Raw genomic sequence first — 16,384 nt, 5'->3', positions numbered from 1 at the left:
AAGAAGCTTGATGAGGGCTCTAAGCAAATGATCGATCGCAAGTATGGCTTTAGCTTGCTTAACTCCGATCCGAATCGCTATTGCATTGTCATTAGCAATGCTCTTAAGCAAGTTGCAGCTGTCTCTAGGATTAACCGTGACGGCACTTATGCTGTTGAGTATCAACACCCTGATATCAATGCCAAGGGCATTGCTAAACCAAAATAATATTAAGTGGCCGTTGCTATTCAATGGCTATTTTTGGTGAATGGAAACAAAAATGCCGCAGCATGACGAAATTTTGGTTTCATGCTGCGGCATTTTTATTATGGCCACAAGGATAAATAAAGTTCATCCTTGAGGCGCAAGATTATTTTGAGATGAGGATTAATTACATCTCGAGATCATCTGGGATCTCGGCGTTGTGGTAGACGTTCTGAACGTCATCAAGGTCCTCAAGAAGATCGATCATACGGATGAACTTCTCTGCAGTTTCCTTGTCCAGTGCAGTCTCAGTTGATGGGGTCATGGTAACTTCAGCTGAAGATGGGCTGATGTTCTGAGCTGCAAAAGCGTCTACAACAGCAACAAAGTTCTCAGGAGCGGTGGTTACATCGATAGAACCGTCGTCATTAACAACAACGTCATCAGCACCGGCCTCAAGAGCGATGTTCATTGCAGTCTCTTCATCAACGCTCATGTTACCTGACTCATCAGGCATGAAGCTGATTAAGCCCTGCTTGGTGAATAAGTAACCAACAGAACCAGTTGTACCTAAGTTGCCACCAAACTTGGTAAAGCCGTGACGAACGTCAGATGCGGTACGGTTACGGTTGTCGGTCATACACTCAACCATAACAGCAACGCCACCAACACCGTAACCCTCGTAAGTGATGGACTCGAGATCTGAGCCTTCACCGCCACCAACACCACGCTCAATAGCACGCTTGATAGTGTCACGGGTCATGTTCTGAGCTAATGCAGAGATAACTGCAGAGCGCAGACGTGGGTTTGCACTTTCATCACCGCCGCCTAAACGAGCTGCAGAGGTGATTTCACGGATTAATTTAGTAAAGATCTTGCCCTTCTTAGCGTCCTGGGCAGCCTTACGGAAACGAATGTTGGCCCACTTGGAGTGACCTGCCATGATGATTCTCCTGGATTACTTTTCTACGTCAGTGATGGCAATTGCGAGTTCTTGCAATGCTTCGTCAGAGGCTAAGTTAGGAGCCTCAGTCATTAAGCAAGATGCGGCAGTAGTCTTAGGGAATGCAATAACGTCACGAATGTTCTCAGTATGAGTGAGTAACATGGTAAGACGATCCAGACCAAAAGCCAGACCTGCATGTGGAGGAGCGCCGAAAGACAGAGCGTCGAGTAAGAAGCCAAACTTAGTTCTTGCTTCTTCTTCGCTAATACCTAATACAGTAAATACAGCCTTCTGCATTTCCTCGTTGTAAATACGAACAGAACCGCCACCTACTTCATAGCCATTGATAACCATGTCATAAGCATCAGCAAAGACGCTTAATGGCTGGTCAATTAACTGCTGAGGGGTTACACCAGCAGGGGCTGTGAATGGGTGGTGCATTGCGGTAAGACCAGCCTCTTCGGTGATCTCGAACATTGGGAAGTGAACAACCCATAAAGCCTTGAAGCCTGGGTTGACTAAATTGTGGTCACGAGCAGTAGCACAGCGCAGTGCACCCATGAAGGTCTGGCACTTTACAGTCTTGCCGCAGCCGATGAATACGATATCGCCGTCCTTAGCAGAACAAGCGTTAGCAACATTGACTAACAGCTCCTCAGTGACGTGCTTAGCAAATGAAGACTGCATGCCTTCAGCGCCCTTGGCAAGCTCGTTAACCTTGATGTACATGAGGCCACCAGCGCCAAGCTTCTTGACGTAATCGGTATAGCCATCAATCTGCTTACGGGTAAGAGCAGCACCGCCTGGCAGAGCAAAGCCAACTACACGTGACTCAGCATCGTTAGCAGGCTCTGAGAGCACCTTAAACTCGCTGTCTTTAACGAGATCATCAAGTGACTTAAGCTCAAAGTCGATACGTAAATCAGGCTTATCAGAGCCAAAGCGCTCCATAGCCTCAGTCCAAGTTAAGACTGGGAACTTACCTAAATCAACATTCTCTTCTTTCTTAAAGAGGCCTACCATCATGTCTTCCATAACAGCACGCACGTCGTCTGAGGACATGAAGGAGGTTTCAATATCGATCTGGGTAAACTCTGGCTGACGATCAGCACGTAAGTCCTCATCACGGAAGCACTTAGTGATCTGATAGTAGCGATCAAAACCAGAGATCATGAGGAGCTGCTTGAACAGCTGTGGTGACTGTGGCAGAGCATAGAACTTGCCGTGGTGAATACGAGATGGCACCAGGTAATCACGAGCACCCTCAGGAGTTGCCTTAGTCAGCATTGGGGTCTCAACGTCGATAAAGCCGTGCTCATCTAAGTACTGACGTACAAAGCGAGTTACGCTGTGACGCTTGGTGAAGTTGGCGATCATCTCAGGACGACGCAGGTCTAAGTAGCGATAACGCAGACGCTGCTCTTCGGTATTGTCCTGATTGAAGTCTAAAGGCAATACGGCGCACTTGTTTAAAATATCAAGATCGGATGCATAAACTTCGATTGCACCGCTCTTCATATTGGAGTTTACCTGATTGTCTGGACGTGGCTTTACAATGCCAGTTACCTTGATGCAGAACTCGTTACGTAAAGTTGCTGCCTTCTCGTGTAACTGCTGATTGTCAGGCTCAAAAACTACCTGAACAAGACCAGTTCTGTCACGTACGTCGATGAAAATCAGACCGCCTAAGTCGCGGCGCTTGTTAACCCAGCCGCACAGGGTAACGGTCTGATCTTTTTCATTCAGACCGACTTGATCACAGTAATGTGAACGCATTGACATAGAATTTGCCTTTAGCTTGTAAAGAAAGAAATCTTTAAGTTCAGCTCAAATTGATGCTGTAATTTCACAAGCATCTCCATGCCCTTATTTTTATAAGTAGCAAGGACTTGCACAACCACAAGATATTCAAGTGAACTAACGTCTTGCTAAATTGCTAGCAGCTTACGCTGCAAAAGCTTGCTCCTTGCCTAGCTTTGAGCGTTTGGGCAAGAGGCGCATGCACTAGGAGCAGCTGGAGTTGAGCAGCTTTCGTTCTTAAAAGGCTGCTTAGAGCTACCAAAGACGCCTACACCTTTCAGATCGCAGTTGGAGGCCGAAATAAGCTTAACCAAGGTATCCTTGTGACACTCTGGACACTGTGTTAACGGAGCGGCACTCATTGACTGTAATTTAGTTAATGTGTGACCACATTCTGAACAACGATATTCGTAGAAGGGCATAACAATCCTTTGCTGCTTGTTTAGTTGTATGCAGCTAGCAAGTAATCAAATGATTAAACCTGCTAAACCAATGTAATGTAGCGCAATGCCTCACTAGTAAAAAGGCTTTCACGATACATATTAACGCCTCTGTAGCGCTCCAAAATAAGCCCTAACAGGACGCAGCTAAGCCTTAAATTATAGCCTTTTTGCTAGAAACTGACCACATATCAGAACATTGTTCACCAAAAATATAGCACAAAAGCCCTAATCTAAGCCATAAACGCGCCTTGACCGCACATGCACATGGCACTCTCTTGACACTATCTGCCTGTAGTGTGCCCTGTAATGCCCATTTGTCTTGCATTGAATCTGCAATTAGCCGTCTACCTTGCTGTGCTCCTTGCAAACTCCCATTTTAAGCTAGTGGGTCGCTCCATCCCCCTTTTCTAGGCTAGTGGATTGTTCCATCTATAATTTCGTGGAGGTGCGGCGCATGGCTTTATTTAATGAGGCTATACAGTGTCGCTGCACTCTTTTCTGAACAATAAAATGCACATGATCCTGAAACACTATGGCACTCAAAGACAATGGGCAGCTAAAAGCTGCCCAGTCTTTGAGTTTGATTTTGCCTTAACGTCACTGTTCAAAGTGCATTGGGCAGTTTTGATTGTTACTAGTCTTGGCGATTAATCTTACGTGTAATGAACATGATAACGCCTAACATGATCACCAGTAAGACCGTAGATATGAGTAAACCAAGGCCAGTTACAAATACAATGACGTAAGTTAAGGCATGTCCAACAAGCTGAACGCCCATCAAGATCGCAGCAGCTTTCTTTACCTCAGTTGCTGAGTAGATATAAGCTGAGAGCATGCTAGAGGTAATGAGCGCAGCAATAATGTAGGAATTAAAGAAGCTCATATACTCTGCAAGCGCTAACAAGAATACATAGAATATGATGATCCCCAGACCGCAAATAAAGTACTGCAGCCTTGAGATCATGCGCTTGATGGATACCTCAATGGACAGCAAGGTCACAAAGACAATCATCATCATCAAGATGCTGTATAAGCAAATTGCCTCAAACAACTCATAAGTTGTGTCAAAGTAGTTAGGCGAGAAATACAGCTCTACCTCATTGGTGCGATTGAAGTAGTTTCTAAACTGCCATTCATGATTAGAGTAGCGATCCTCATCATTATCCATCTTGTAAAGATCAAATAAAGTCTGATAGAGGTATTCATACGAGACAATATTGTCAGTAGTAAACTTCATCTCATAGCTAGTGCCTGCCATCTCAAAGAGTGACTTTAGCGCCTGACTATCATATTCATCATGTCCGATAGAGATTGCACTGCTAGATTGTTCACCATCTTTTCTAGCATCGTTACCAAAATCTTTGTCAGTAGATGTAGATAAGATATTGGTACTTGAAATAAGCTTATCTGTCGATAAATCTAATGAAGTGGTGCCATCATCTTCTAATATTATATTTGAGCCACGTATATGCACCAGATTTGATCTGAGGAGACCTGATTTATCTCGAATTTCTGGTTTGATGCCATTGCCAGCTATGAGCATAGTGCTTTGAGATGCTAGTGGTGTATACGTAAAGCTATTTGATCCCCTCAAAGAATAGATAAACTCATATGTAAGCTTAGGAGCACTATGTCTTTGAGTGCTATTGATAAGATCAAGCACCTCTTTTTTACTAAGTGCAACAGCAAAGCCAGTAAAAGGCGACAAACTTACAGCCTGACGATCCACGCCAGCAAGCTTTAGCGTATGAATCTTTTCTAATGAACGATAGTCGCTTAAGTAGATGAGAACGTAGACAAGATTGGTGCGCAATTGATGTTCTTGCAAAAAGCTAATTGCATTAATATCAAGCTCTAGATAACCCTTTTGTCTTACATAAGCCTTGTATAGACCAACATCAAATGGACCTTCAGATACGTTATAGCTATCAATACGAATTGAGCTCTCAGCCTTGCCTGCTCCTCCAATGAGCATACCGGAGCCATACTCTTTGTACTTGCCAGTACAATCGTCTGAATCACACTTCTTTGGCACTGCAGCAGGAATGGCAATAACCGGATCGGAAAGCTTTTGTATATCGCCCCAAGCTTTGGTGTATTTGTCTGCAACCTCGCTATACAAATAAGATCGCTCTGATTCAAACATGTACAAGATATTGCCGCACAGCAAGAGCAAGAAGCCAAGACCAAGCAGCGCAAAGATATGCCCTGTGAGTTTCTTACGCTCAGGCACTCTTAAGACATCATCGCCCGCACCAAAGCTACCAGAAAAGATCTCTTTCATCTTTTCCTCAAGTCCATTGCGCTTCTCATCTTGCATCTGCAGTGCAGCCTCAACCTCAGATGCCACTGCCTTTGCATCCTCTGATGCCTGAGCTGCTTGCTTAGCAGCGACGTTTGCACTGGCATGCTCTGCACTTACGTTTGCGCTGGCATGCTCTGCAGTTGCGTCTGTACAGGTATCCTCAGCAGTTGCGTTTGTGCTGGCATGCTTTGCAGCATTGCCTTGAGAGTGCACAAGATCACTGCCTTTAGCTTGGGACTGATCGGCTGCAGCATCATGAGTTGAGGTTAAGTGGGGTGGTGCACTATCTTTGTGTGCCTCACTGCTGCTATTAGCATTATCCATAGTGATGATCCTAAAGCCTCAAGAAAAGTAATTCACAACCAAGCTATAGCCCATCAGTTAAATGCATAGGCATTATCTGATGGACTTTGAAGCTTGTTAGAAATTAACCTTAACGTTAATGCGACGGGTAATGTACATGACGATACCGAGCATGGCTATGAGCAAGATGGTACCCACGAGTAATGCATAAGCCTCGATGTGCACAATGGCAAAGAGTACGGCGTACATAGCTAGCAGCATGATGCATACTGCTAAGGCCGAACGCTTGGAGTTAAGTGCGGCTTTCAAGTAAAGCGAGATCATTACCGACATCAAAAGTGATGCGCAGATATAAGCAAAGGTAAAAGAAGTGTGCTCACTTAAAGCTAACAGCACCATGTAGAACATGATGAGAGCTACACCAATGACTACGTATTGAGCTAATGACACCATACGACTCATCACAATCTCGCAAGCTAAGACAGTTACAAAGCACATGGAGATAAAGAGCAATACGTACTTAGTCAATCTATCAATTAAGGTGTAGAAGGTGATGGAGTTAGAAAAGTCCAAGCAATAAGAGTCATCAGTGCTAAAGAGATATAATCTTTCAGTATCTAACACCAAAGGTAAAGCAGTGGCGATGTTGTTTTGTAAGTAGGTTGCACTAAAGGTCTTTTCATCAGAGGTGCGTTCACTTGGTAAGAATGATCCAGTATATGAAGGATTAGACCACTCACCTTTAAATGCTGTGGTTGTTGACTGGCCTAAAGGTCTAAATAAGAGCTTTTGAGAGCCACGTAATACATACTCCACTCTATAACGTACCATGCCAGGATCTGTTGCCTTGCTCATGCGACCAACGGTAGCAACTGCAGTATTATCCTCATTCTTACGTTCTGCATCTGCATCAAAGGTGTTCTTGAGTGCAGGAACATTAGATGCAATTGATGAGGAGCTTTGCTTAGATCCTTTGACAAGATCATGCTCAACTTTGCTGATATTAGAGCCAGCTAAGATCTCTTCAATATCATCTTGCAATAAAGTAACGCCAAAACCATTAAGGCTATTATGCTTAATGCTCTCAACCATATAAGCCTTACCATTTAAAGTAATGGACTTAATATCATCAATGGCACGAGAGTAGGACACAGGCACAAAGAACTCAACTGCATTCAAGGACACTTTGCGTGAGCTATTATCTGAAACTACATTACCAATGGCTCTAGCAAGATCAATATAGCCCTCTTGCACTACAGTAGTCTTGTATAAGGTAGCCTCATAATTGCCTCTATAGCGCTTTTCAAAATCGATATCGATTTGAGAATCGCTTTTGCTGGCAATAGCCATAAAGATCTTGTCATCTACCTTAATCTTTTTCTCGTCACTGTCATCTTCGACCTTAAATAAAGAGCTCACATCCATATGCAACAGAATGTTTGGATCACCAAAGTGCTGGCTATAACCCCATGGCTCCACAATGGAGTCGACCGCATATTCTTGGTTATCCATACGATCATCGAGCACATATGTAAAAAAGAGGGTTGGGATGAGCAGCAAAATGGAAATGATAGCAATCATTAAGATATGCATAGAAAGGTTTGATGACCACTCACCCCTCTTAAGTGCCAACAATCCCTTGGAGTTAGCATGGCCTGCACTTACATCAGCCCCATGCGCTGCACCACGGCCCTGATTGCCCTGAGCATAACCATTATTCATGGCAGCGCCGTTGCCTTGATTGCCCTGAGCATAACCATTATTCATGGCAGCGCCATTGCCTTGCTTGCCCTGAGCATAACCATTATTCATAGCTGCGCCATTGGCATAGTACTTACCATTGGACATAGCCATGTTGCCATGGTTTGGATATTGGCCCATATTGCCTTGCTGACCTTGTTGGTGTGGCTGCTGATCCATAGTGCTATGCTGTCCTTGCTGCGGAGCAAATTGCCCCATTGCGCCTGGCTGCTGTAGTTGCTGTTGCTGCGGCTGTTGTTGCTGCGGCTGTTGTGGCTGCTGGCCCATACCCCACTGCACTCCCTGCTGAGCAGTATTGGAATACTGATTTAGCTGACCTTGCTGTGCTTGCTGACCTTGCGCTACGTATTGGCCTTGCTGCACTGGTAGATTGCCCTGAGCATACATGCCGCCTTGATTGTCCTGTACCGAGGCGTGCGCTGTTTGGCCATGGGCTTCGGCTCCATGATCTTGGCCTTGGTCTTGATTTGTGCCTGAGAGGTTATTTGTATTCATAGTTTGCTCATTGGTATGAGTGGATTGATTGACTGGTGAGGCTTCTATGCTTTGCTCATTGAGCTTGCTTGTATCACTAGATGCTAAGCTATTGTCACTTGAGTGTAATTGTAGCTGAGTGTCTGAAGAGTGTGACTGTAGCTCAGAGCCTGATTGTGCCAAGCTTTGAGATGAATCTTCATATTGATCTTTTTGCATATACCCACCATGTACCTTTAACGTTAAGGCATGTCCGCACAGTATTTGTAAACGAGCTACACTATACGTATATTCTAAAGTATTGGCCAACTCGTATTTTGCCTACTAACTAGACTCATCTAACGCCACAGTTAAGTAAGCATAATTAACAGTGTGAACTGTTAATTGCACTAAGTTTTGATGCACTCGCAATTGCTACTTATATGCTACCTGAACTTGCTGTAAAAAAAACTCAAAGATGCAAGCAAATGACTCTTAACATATGTAGCTTACAATTGCTTATGCTTTGACAGGATGCTTATCTTTGCAATGACTAATATTACTATCAGTGATAGACTTATTTTGGTGCGCCGTTAGGCAAAAAACTGCTCTAAACGTGTATGCAATCCTGTATGTAGGTCAAAAACCAATGATTTTGCCCTATTAAGGGGAGTATGCCCTATACCGTAGCATTCAATTGTAGTTTTTGTGATTGTTGCTCACATTTGTGCAACAAAGACTTATCTTACTAAAAAGTCCGCTAAAATATGCCTATTCTTAGTTTTGGTCACACGTGTACCAAACTTTGTATTAAGCTTAAGCACTTTAGTTTTATACTTAAGTTAAGCATATATCACTTAGTCTCAAAACTTGACTAGAGGCCATAGCATCACATGCCGCTAGCAACTAAAGAGGCTTAACGTCAAGCATGAAGGCAAGTTCAGCTTTAGGCTTTTTAACTTAACTAGCCTCTTGCTTGGCACATTACTTAAAAGAACTTTGTTCATCTTTTTGGAGAATTTACATCATGGGAAACCTAAATAAAGTATCAGCATTGGCGATGGGCGTGGCACTGAGTTTAAATGTGGCACATTCTCATGCTGCCGAAACTGCTGCCCATGACCCTAAGGTTCTCCGCGTAGGCTGTGATGCCGCCTTCGCTCCATTCACCTACACTGATGACAAGGGCAAGCTCATTGGTTTTGACGTTGACTTAATCAATGCCATTGCCAAAGAGATGGGCTACACCGTTGATATGAAGGGCTATCCTTTTGACGGTATTATCCCAACCTTAATGACCAACAACATCGACCTTATCATCTCTGGCTTTACCATCTCTCCAGAGCGTGCTGAGCGTGTCGACTTCTCTGACCCTTACTACCGCTGCGGTCTTACTTACTTAGTTATGAAGGATGATGCTAAGAAGTATGACTCTTTTGACAAGCTTGAGAAGGCTGAGATTTGCACACAGATCGGAACCACTGGTGCTTTATACTTACAAAAGACCATGGAAAAGCCTGATTTAAAGCAGTTCAATACTCCTCCTGAGACCTACTTAGAGCTGCAAAACGGCGGCTGTGATGTTGTGGTAAACGATCGTCCAGTTAACGACTTCTTCTTAGCTCAACATCCTAAGAACAAGGAATTCGTTGTATCCCGCGATATCGACTCTGCTCAGAGCGAGTACTATGGTATCGCTGTAGCTAAGGGCAACAAGGAGCTCCTCTCTGTAATTAACGAGGGCCTCAAGCGCTTAGTTGAGAACGGCGAGTTTGGCAAGATTTCCACCAAGTGGTTCGGCTACGACATGACCGATGACTTAAAGAAGCACGCCAAGGAAATCTCTACTCTCAAGACTGCTAAGTAAGAATCACTATCTTTAGTTAAATTACCTCGCAAACTATTAACAGCCCTCGCCTAGTGCGGGGGCTTTTAGTTTTTGCCCCACTCTTTGCCATTTTTTAGTTTGAGCCCCACTTTCTGCAACTTATCTGAGTTTTGCAAGCCTCTTTTGGTGCTAGCTATATGCTTTATAAGCGCAATACCTCATCTTGCTTAACCAATGCCTTAAGCTCATCATCTAAGCGCCTGCTCTAGGCTGTTGCTTTGCTGTGCTTGATACGAGGCGATGCTATGGCTTGGCTTGGTGTGGCTATTTTGGTTCTTTTTTACACCTGACAAAGGTCTAGCAATTATGCATGCTACAATTGCTGCACAAAATAGTTAGGTCATTTAGGTTGTGTGCTCAAATAGAGGCACTTTTTTAAAGTATTGCGAGTAAATTAGGCTATAGCTGCATAAGATGATGACAGCATAGGATGCTTGCGTAACTACCTAAGCTTGGTTTGTCAGGGCAATGCCCTTGCTAAGACGTTTGACATAGGCACGAAGATGAGCGATCAACGCGGAAACTACGGTTCAGGACAACAGCGTAATCAGAACGCTACTCCAAATGGTTCATACGCCAATTATCAGAACAACAATGCCCAAGGTAGCGGCGAGTACGGCTCACGTAACTACGGTTCTGCCAATAATCGCTATGCAGAGCAAGGTTACGTCAATCGCAACAACTACGCTGGCGCTGATAATCAGGGTGGCTATGGCCGTGGTTATAACAATAATCAAGGCGCTAATCGTGGCTATGGTTATCAAGGTGGTCCTGGCAATTACCAAAATCAAAACCAGGGCTACACTGCCAACCAAGGTCATGGATTTTCCCCAAACCAAGGACAAGGTTTTAATCAAAATCAGGGCTTTGCACCTAATCAAGAGCAAACTATTCAGGTGCCATGGGATAAGTATGAGCTCAAAAAGCGCTCTGATCACGGCCCAGTGTGCAATGTAATGCTCACTATCGGCTCATGGATTACCTTTGCTCGTAACTTCGTTTTTAACATTATCTTCTTACTGCTGATGTTCTTTGTCTTTGGCGGCTATATGGCCGTGCAATCACTTAAAGAAAACGGCATCTCTTTTTCATCCACTACTGCAGATCAGATTAACGCCATTGCAGATAAAGCTGAGGTACTCTACTTTGACCTTAATGGTCCAATTAGTGAAATGCCATTTAGCTCCTCACAGATTGATGTACTGCAGCGTGAGTTAGAAAGTGCTTTATACGGCAAGATGAGCCATGAATTAGTGGCTATCGAAAAGGCATTAGAGCTTAGTGCTAATGACTCTACCATTAAGAAAGTCATCATCTCAGTCGACGGCATGAACCCTGTGTCTCTGTCAGTTGCCGAGCGTATTGGCAGTGCTATGGAATTAGCCAAGGCAAAAGACAAACGCGCTGAGGGCTCTGAATTTAGCCGTGAGGTTGTGGTCGTTGGTACTACCTTCTCTCAGTCTGCCTATGCCATTGCAGCCCATGCTGACAAGATTGTTATGGATAGCTTAGGTGAGGTGGACTTAAGAGGTATTTCCATGACCTCACTGTACTTTAAGGACATGCTCGAAAAGGCTCAGATTACTCCATATATTTTCCGTGCTGGCCATTTTAAGAGCGCAGTTGAGCCTTTCATGCTCAATGCCATGTCTCCAGATGTACGTCGTGAGTATCAAGCCATTGCCTTTAAGTCATGGGATATTTATAAAAAATCCATCGGCGCTCGTTCTAAGATCGCAGTTAAATCTCGTGAGATCTTGCCTGAGGCTAATGTCTATGCTCAGTGGATTCGTCGTTATGGCGGCGATCGCGCTCAGCTGCAGCTTGCTCAAGGCTTAGTTGATGAGATTATGCCACTCAACCTCTACTACGAGGAGCTTAGCGAGCAGGTCAATGCCGATTACGATCGACCATATCGCCCTGCGATCATTACTTACCAAGATTATCTGATGCGCCACCATGCGCTCACTTCAGGTAAGAAGGCCGGCGCTCTTTCTCAAATCGAAGTACGTCCATCTGCTATCATTGGCTCCATGAACTCCATCATGGCCAATAGCACTTCAGTAAGCCCGCTATCATCAGCTGCAGCTACACTTAGCAAGAGTACTGATGTTGCTAGCGCTTCTAGCGCTATTACAAGTGCAGCTAGTACCGTCTCAGGCGCTAGTGCCGAGGCTGTAGGCTCTGGTTCTGTTGCTGATGCAGGTGGTGCTGCTAAGCTGCAGGCCAATGGCTATAACTATACAGCTAATGGTACTGATAGATCTTACGATCGTGGTGCTGAGGACAATCGTACATCGCTGCAATTTAGTGATATTGAAGCAATTTCGGAGGCCAAGCGCCAGATTGAGCGTCGCCTCAAGGAAGGCAAGAAGGCAAGTTCAAACACTGTTGCTGTTATCTATGGTATTGGTGAGATCACCGATTATCCTGAAAGACCAAGCGACTTTGCCTATGACAATATCGCTCCTCAGATTGAAGAGGCGATGATGAATGACAATATTGCTGCTGTAGTGCTGTACTTAAACAGTCCAGGTGGTAGTGTCATTGCATCTGAAAAGATTCGTAGATCTCTTGAGGCCCTACAAAAGTACACTGTTAAGCCAATTATTGTGTCTATGAATGGTACAGCTGCATCAGGTGCTTACTGGATTGGCTCACAAGCTGAGAAGATCTTTGCCACTCAGAGCACCATTACTGGCTCCATTGGTGTGTTTGGTCTGAGCTTTGGTGCTCATCGCCTACTTAACAAATATGGTGCTTACCAAGATGGTGTAGCGACTAATGAGCTTGCTCAAGCCCCAATTGCTAAGGAAATGCCATACTCTCAACAGATGATGTACAACTTAGCGGTTGAAAAGACCTACAAAGACTTTGTGGAGTTAGTTGCTAAGAACCGTGGTTTAAAAGCAAATACCTACGAGATCTTTGCCGAAGGCCAAATCTTCCTAGCTGAAGAAGCTCAGACTTTAGGTTTAGTTGATGAGGTGGGTAACTTATCTGACGCTATTGCCTATGCAGCAAAGCAAGCTGGCATTGATCCAAACCGTCTGCGCGTACGTCACATGTCCCCTGCAAGCCAAAATGAACTTGGTGGTTTTGAGTCCCTACTCTTTGGCCTTTCTAATGCCTACTTACCACCTGAGTTCACCGAGGCCATGTTAAAGCTGCGTCAGAACAGCAAGATGCTCAAAAAGGACGGCTCTAACAACCTCATGGCCATCAGTCCTATCACTGATCCAAAACTATAAAGTTTTGCACTTAGCGCTGAAGCTCTCTGTCTTATTTACGCACAGAGAGCTGCACGGCCCACAGATTCTAATACACACTGGATAAAAGGCCTGAACGACAAAAGCGCCAAGCAGAGTACGACAAGCGAGGAATATTCTATGGTAAAACGTTCATATGATAGCGATGTAGTGCTCCTTGACCATGAGCTTGTCGAAGTCGTGCGCAAATTTCACTTTACTAAGTTTAGTGAGTACGCCTTTATATTTGGCAGAGACTACAGTAAGTTCAAAGTCAGTAGCCTCAAAGATCCAATCTCAATTAGAGAGCTCAATGATCTTGCAATGCTTGAGACTATGGTGTCTTTGGGTCTTACAGTTTCTGATGTCACTATCGATCAAATATTATCTAAAAAGAGTGAAGTAGACCTAAACTCATTTATAAGAGCTCAGGACCTGTATAAGTTCGTCTCCGCTAATAACAAGGATAAGAAACTAAGTAGTTTTAATATTGATTTCTTACCTTTGCTGAGCGGTGCCATTGAACGTTTTGGCATCATTGAGAAAATTGTCGCTCATATCGGCCAAAAGAAGATCGTCGGTCTTAATAGAGATGTGCTTATTACCAAAGCCCTCTTTGATCTCTATAGCTGTCAGCATCAAGGTTACGAAACTCGTCACTTATTTGATAAGCCCAAGCTTAAAGTATTTTATCCAGCGTTCATGAAGGTTGAACGTAACCAAGACTATCTGCTGTTCAATCAGTTCACTAGTGCTTTAGGCTTTGCTCAGCTTGGCAAGATTGCCGATTGTCAGAGGCTCTTTAGAGATTTGGCCTACCCTATCGTTACTCAATTTACCCCCGAACATAAGGTAAGAGCAGTCTTTATCGTAGCTCACTCACGAAGACTGTTTAAAGCTGATGAGAACACATACGATTTTATTTGTGATGCGGCTACAGGCATACCATTAACATATGCTGTATGTACAACTAAACCTCGTGGCAGAACTTTCATTGACACTTTCGTCAAGGAGAATTTGCCAAAAGTTTTAAAGCTTTACCCAGATATTAAGCAAGTCATTGTTGAAGGCCAGCTCATCTCTAATCCGCTGGTAGGCTACATCAAGTCTCTTGGATTAAATCTCATATGTCAGCTACACATCAATAGCCCGATGTATCGTGAGCATATTCATACCGAAATCGATGACATGATCCCGCTTATCAATAGTCATGGTATCGAGCTTGGCAAGGGATTGCATTGTGAAAAGATACGACCTCTACCGCGTAGAAAGCACGTTCCAACAGAGGTTGTATACGATCTTGATCTGTCAGTACTATCTATACCAGATTTTGAAACTAAAGATAGAGACAGCCTTATTTCTCAGGCCATACAAGAAGTAAAGAGTACTCAAGAGCTCATTAATACATCTAAAAATTTCAAATCACACATAGAGGCACGAGACTTTCTTGAAAATGTGCTGCCAAAAGGTTTGAAATACTCGAAAATTAGCTATGAGATAGGCGAGCAACCAAAGTTCATACAATATGACAACAATGGTGATGTCAACTGGAAGATCAAAGCTACAGTCATTTGTAATGATCAACTTCTTAATAAACACGCGCTCTCGAGCACTATGTTCGTAGTGGCTCAGTCAGACTTAGATAAGCCACTTGCCATTGAAGAGCTCTATCCGCTGATTGTTAATTACAACCAGTTCCATTATAGATGGCGCGAGTTCTTGTATAACCTACTAGTGCTGCCAGATTACTTTTATAACTGTAAAGATGCATACAAGGGCTTTGCTTTCTTGTCTAATGTCCTCTTGATGACATTGATCTCATTGGGCCACTACATCGAGCACTACACTGACATTATGCTTAAAGCCCTTCCAATTGAAGATAGATTCACAAAATTTCCAAGGAAAGATTGCTTTACGGTTAGCCCATATGTAACTGAGCTTGCTGGTCTTAGAGGTTGCCTCAACAATATCAGTGTACAAAAGAAGACAGTCAACACTGGCAGTTTATTCCCACTGTTTGATAATAACCAAGGGATCACCAACGATGATTTGCAGCTAAAACCAGCCTTTAAATCAGCCACAGAAGTGTTATCAAAGCTTGGCCCTGAGTGGGCACGTTTTGCCAACGGCCATATCCTCAAGGACGAGACCTTTATCAATAAGATTAATGCTACTAACCAAGTAATGCCAACTATGGCATTGCAGAAGAAAACACCATCTCAAGCAACTACATCAGGAAAAAATTTCCGCATCGACCCACTGCACAGCGACTCAATTAGCGATGCGGTAGCTTTAGCCCTCGCTCTCAAAGACTAGATGGCCTAAACATGAATCTAAAATGCTAGCCATTCAAGGCTAGTCTTTGAACTATGGCCGCATATGTCTACAGACTAAAGATTTCTTGTAGAAGAAATGATCTGTCCATGCAGCCATAGCCTAGCTAAACTAGTAGCCACGGCGCTCGTTGGCACCAAGCTAATATGGCCGCTACTAAGGTTTAATTAGTAGCCACGGCGCTCGTTGGTACCACGCTCACCAGTATATGTGTTGGCATTGCCCTAAGCAGTATATGGGGTGGTGTAGCCCTCAGTAGACCAATTGTTATCATAGCTATAATCAGGCGCAGAACGATAGTGGCCACGTACTTGAGTGCCGTCAGATCGGGTATAGCCGTTAAAATACACGTCTTTTGCCTGAGCGTTCACAGCAATTAACAGCAAATGACATTGTAAGAATAGCAATACCTAAGAAAATGCTTGTTTGAGCATAACGATTACTCATGGGTTGAAGCTCGATACCATGAGCACAACATCGTTTTTATTTTAAAAATGTGAAACAACTCTATGCAGGATACAAATTAAGTAGTGTATCCTAATAAATAGGCTGCTTTGCCTAGAGATGTCGCTAAGAGGGTTTTACCTTGACCCGGTCCACCAACCAATATCAAGTTATACCCTAACTCAATCCACTTGCACTTGAAAAAATACTTTATGATTTCTGGTGCACATGGAGCATAACGAGCATCATAGCTTTCAAGCTCATAGCAATCAGGAA

The 16,384-nt window shown here is 43.8% G+C and carries 11 protein-coding genes; 4 read left to right on the top strand and 7 right to left on the bottom strand.

What is annotated here, in order from left to right:
* Positions 1–207: hypothetical protein (locus H524_RS0110130; protein WP_027940132.1), on the top strand; the 207-nt coding region annotated here is incomplete at its 5' end.
* A 163-nt stretch (positions 208–370) separates the two neighbouring features.
* Here the strand turns inward: H524_RS0110130 and H524_RS0110125 are convergent.
* From H524_RS0110125 to creD, 5 genes are all read right to left on the bottom strand, one after another.
* Positions 371–1,126: a YebC/PmpR family DNA-binding transcriptional regulator gene (locus H524_RS0110125; protein WP_027940131.1), complete on the bottom strand. Its 756-nt coding sequence runs from the start codon at positions 1,124–1,126 to the stop codon at positions 371–373.
* Between the two features lie 15 nt (positions 1,127–1,141).
* The gene (gene aspS, locus H524_RS0110120; RefSeq protein ID WP_027940130.1) at positions 1,142–2,905 is read right to left on the bottom strand and encodes an aspartate--tRNA ligase; all 1,764 of its coding nucleotides are present in this window, start codon (positions 2,903–2,905) and stop codon (positions 1,142–1,144) included.
* A 194-nt stretch (positions 2,906–3,099) separates the two neighbouring features.
* Positions 3,100–3,351 (bottom strand): FmdB family zinc ribbon protein, encoded by a 252-nt coding sequence (locus H524_RS17100; protein ID WP_027940129.1) that lies wholly within the window; start codon positions 3,349–3,351, stop codon positions 3,100–3,102.
* Between the two features lie 655 nt (positions 3,352–4,006).
* The gene (locus H524_RS0110110; RefSeq protein ID WP_027940128.1) at positions 4,007–6,001 is read right to left on the bottom strand and encodes an inner membrane CreD family protein; all 1,995 of its coding nucleotides are present in this window, start codon (positions 5,999–6,001) and stop codon (positions 4,007–4,009) included.
* A 96-nt stretch (positions 6,002–6,097) separates the two neighbouring features.
* Positions 6,098–8,434 (bottom strand): cell envelope integrity protein CreD, encoded by a 2,337-nt coding sequence (gene creD, locus H524_RS0110105; RefSeq protein ID WP_027940127.1) that lies wholly within the window; start codon positions 8,432–8,434, stop codon positions 6,098–6,100.
* An 826-nt stretch (positions 8,435–9,260) separates the two neighbouring features.
* On the opposite strand from creD, the gene H524_RS15390 reads away from it, so the two are divergent.
* The 3 genes from H524_RS15390 to H524_RS0110085 all read left to right on the top strand — a co-directional run bounded on the left by H524_RS15390 (position 9,261) and on the right by H524_RS0110085 (position 15,646).
* Positions 9,261–10,061, top strand: coding sequence for a basic amino acid ABC transporter substrate-binding protein (locus H524_RS15390; protein WP_169726147.1), 801 nt, complete (start codon positions 9,261–9,263; stop codon positions 10,059–10,061).
* Positions 10,062–10,585: 524 nt separating this feature from the next.
* Complete coding sequence (locus H524_RS16725; protein WP_027940126.1) at positions 10,586–13,333, top strand: S49 family peptidase; 2,748 nt, start codon at positions 10,586–10,588, stop codon at positions 13,331–13,333.
* A 138-nt stretch (positions 13,334–13,471) separates the two neighbouring features.
* Positions 13,472–15,646, top strand: a complete 2,175-nt coding sequence (locus tag H524_RS0110085; protein ID WP_027940125.1) for a hypothetical protein — start codon at positions 13,472–13,474, stop codon at positions 15,644–15,646.
* 242 nt (positions 15,647–15,888) lie between these two features.
* Here H524_RS0110085 and H524_RS17885 read toward each other — a convergent pair whose 3' ends face one another.
* Together H524_RS17885 and H524_RS15380 are read right to left on the bottom strand one after the other, a co-directional pair.
* Positions 15,889–16,014, bottom strand: coding sequence for a hypothetical protein (locus H524_RS17885; RefSeq protein WP_281171316.1), 126 nt, complete (start codon positions 16,012–16,014; stop codon positions 15,889–15,891).
* A 173-nt stretch (positions 16,015–16,187) separates the two neighbouring features.
* Positions 16,188–16,384 (bottom strand): ATP-binding protein (locus tag H524_RS15380; protein WP_044122007.1); only part of this gene is annotated, 197 nt, incomplete at its 5' end.

Source organism: Anaerobiospirillum succiniciproducens DSM 6400 (assembly GCF_000482845.1).
Classification (GTDB): Bacteria; Pseudomonadota; Gammaproteobacteria; order Enterobacterales; family Succinivibrionaceae; genus Anaerobiospirillum; species Anaerobiospirillum succiniciproducens.
Note: the sequence above shows the minus strand (reverse complement) of the source record. Positions and strands in the feature narration are given on the sequence as shown.

Excerpts from the sequence above, each read along its gene's own strand:
- H524_RS0110125 (WP_027940131.1), bottom strand. The coding sequence starts at position 1,126 with ATGGCAGGTCACTCCAAGTGGGCCAACATTCGTTTCCGTAAGGCTGCC.
- H524_RS0110085 (WP_027940125.1), top strand. The coding sequence starts at position 13,472 with ATGGTAAAACGTTCATATGATAGCGATGTAGTGCTCCTTGACCATGAG.
- H524_RS17100 (WP_027940129.1), bottom strand. The coding sequence starts at position 3,351 with ATGCCCTTCTACGAATATCGTTGTTCAGAATGTGGTCACACATTAACT.
- H524_RS0110110 (WP_027940128.1), bottom strand. The coding sequence starts at position 6,001 with ATGGATAATGCTAATAGCAGCAGTGAGGCACACAAAGATAGTGCACCA.
- creD (WP_027940127.1), bottom strand. The coding sequence starts at position 8,434 with ATGCAAAAAGATCAATATGAAGATTCATCTCAAAGCTTGGCACAATCA.
- aspS (WP_027940130.1), bottom strand. The coding sequence starts at position 2,905 with ATGCGTTCACATTACTGTGATCAAGTCGGTCTGAATGAAAAAGATCAG.
- H524_RS16725 (WP_027940126.1), top strand. The coding sequence starts at position 10,586 with ATGAGCGATCAACGCGGAAACTACGGTTCAGGACAACAGCGTAATCAG.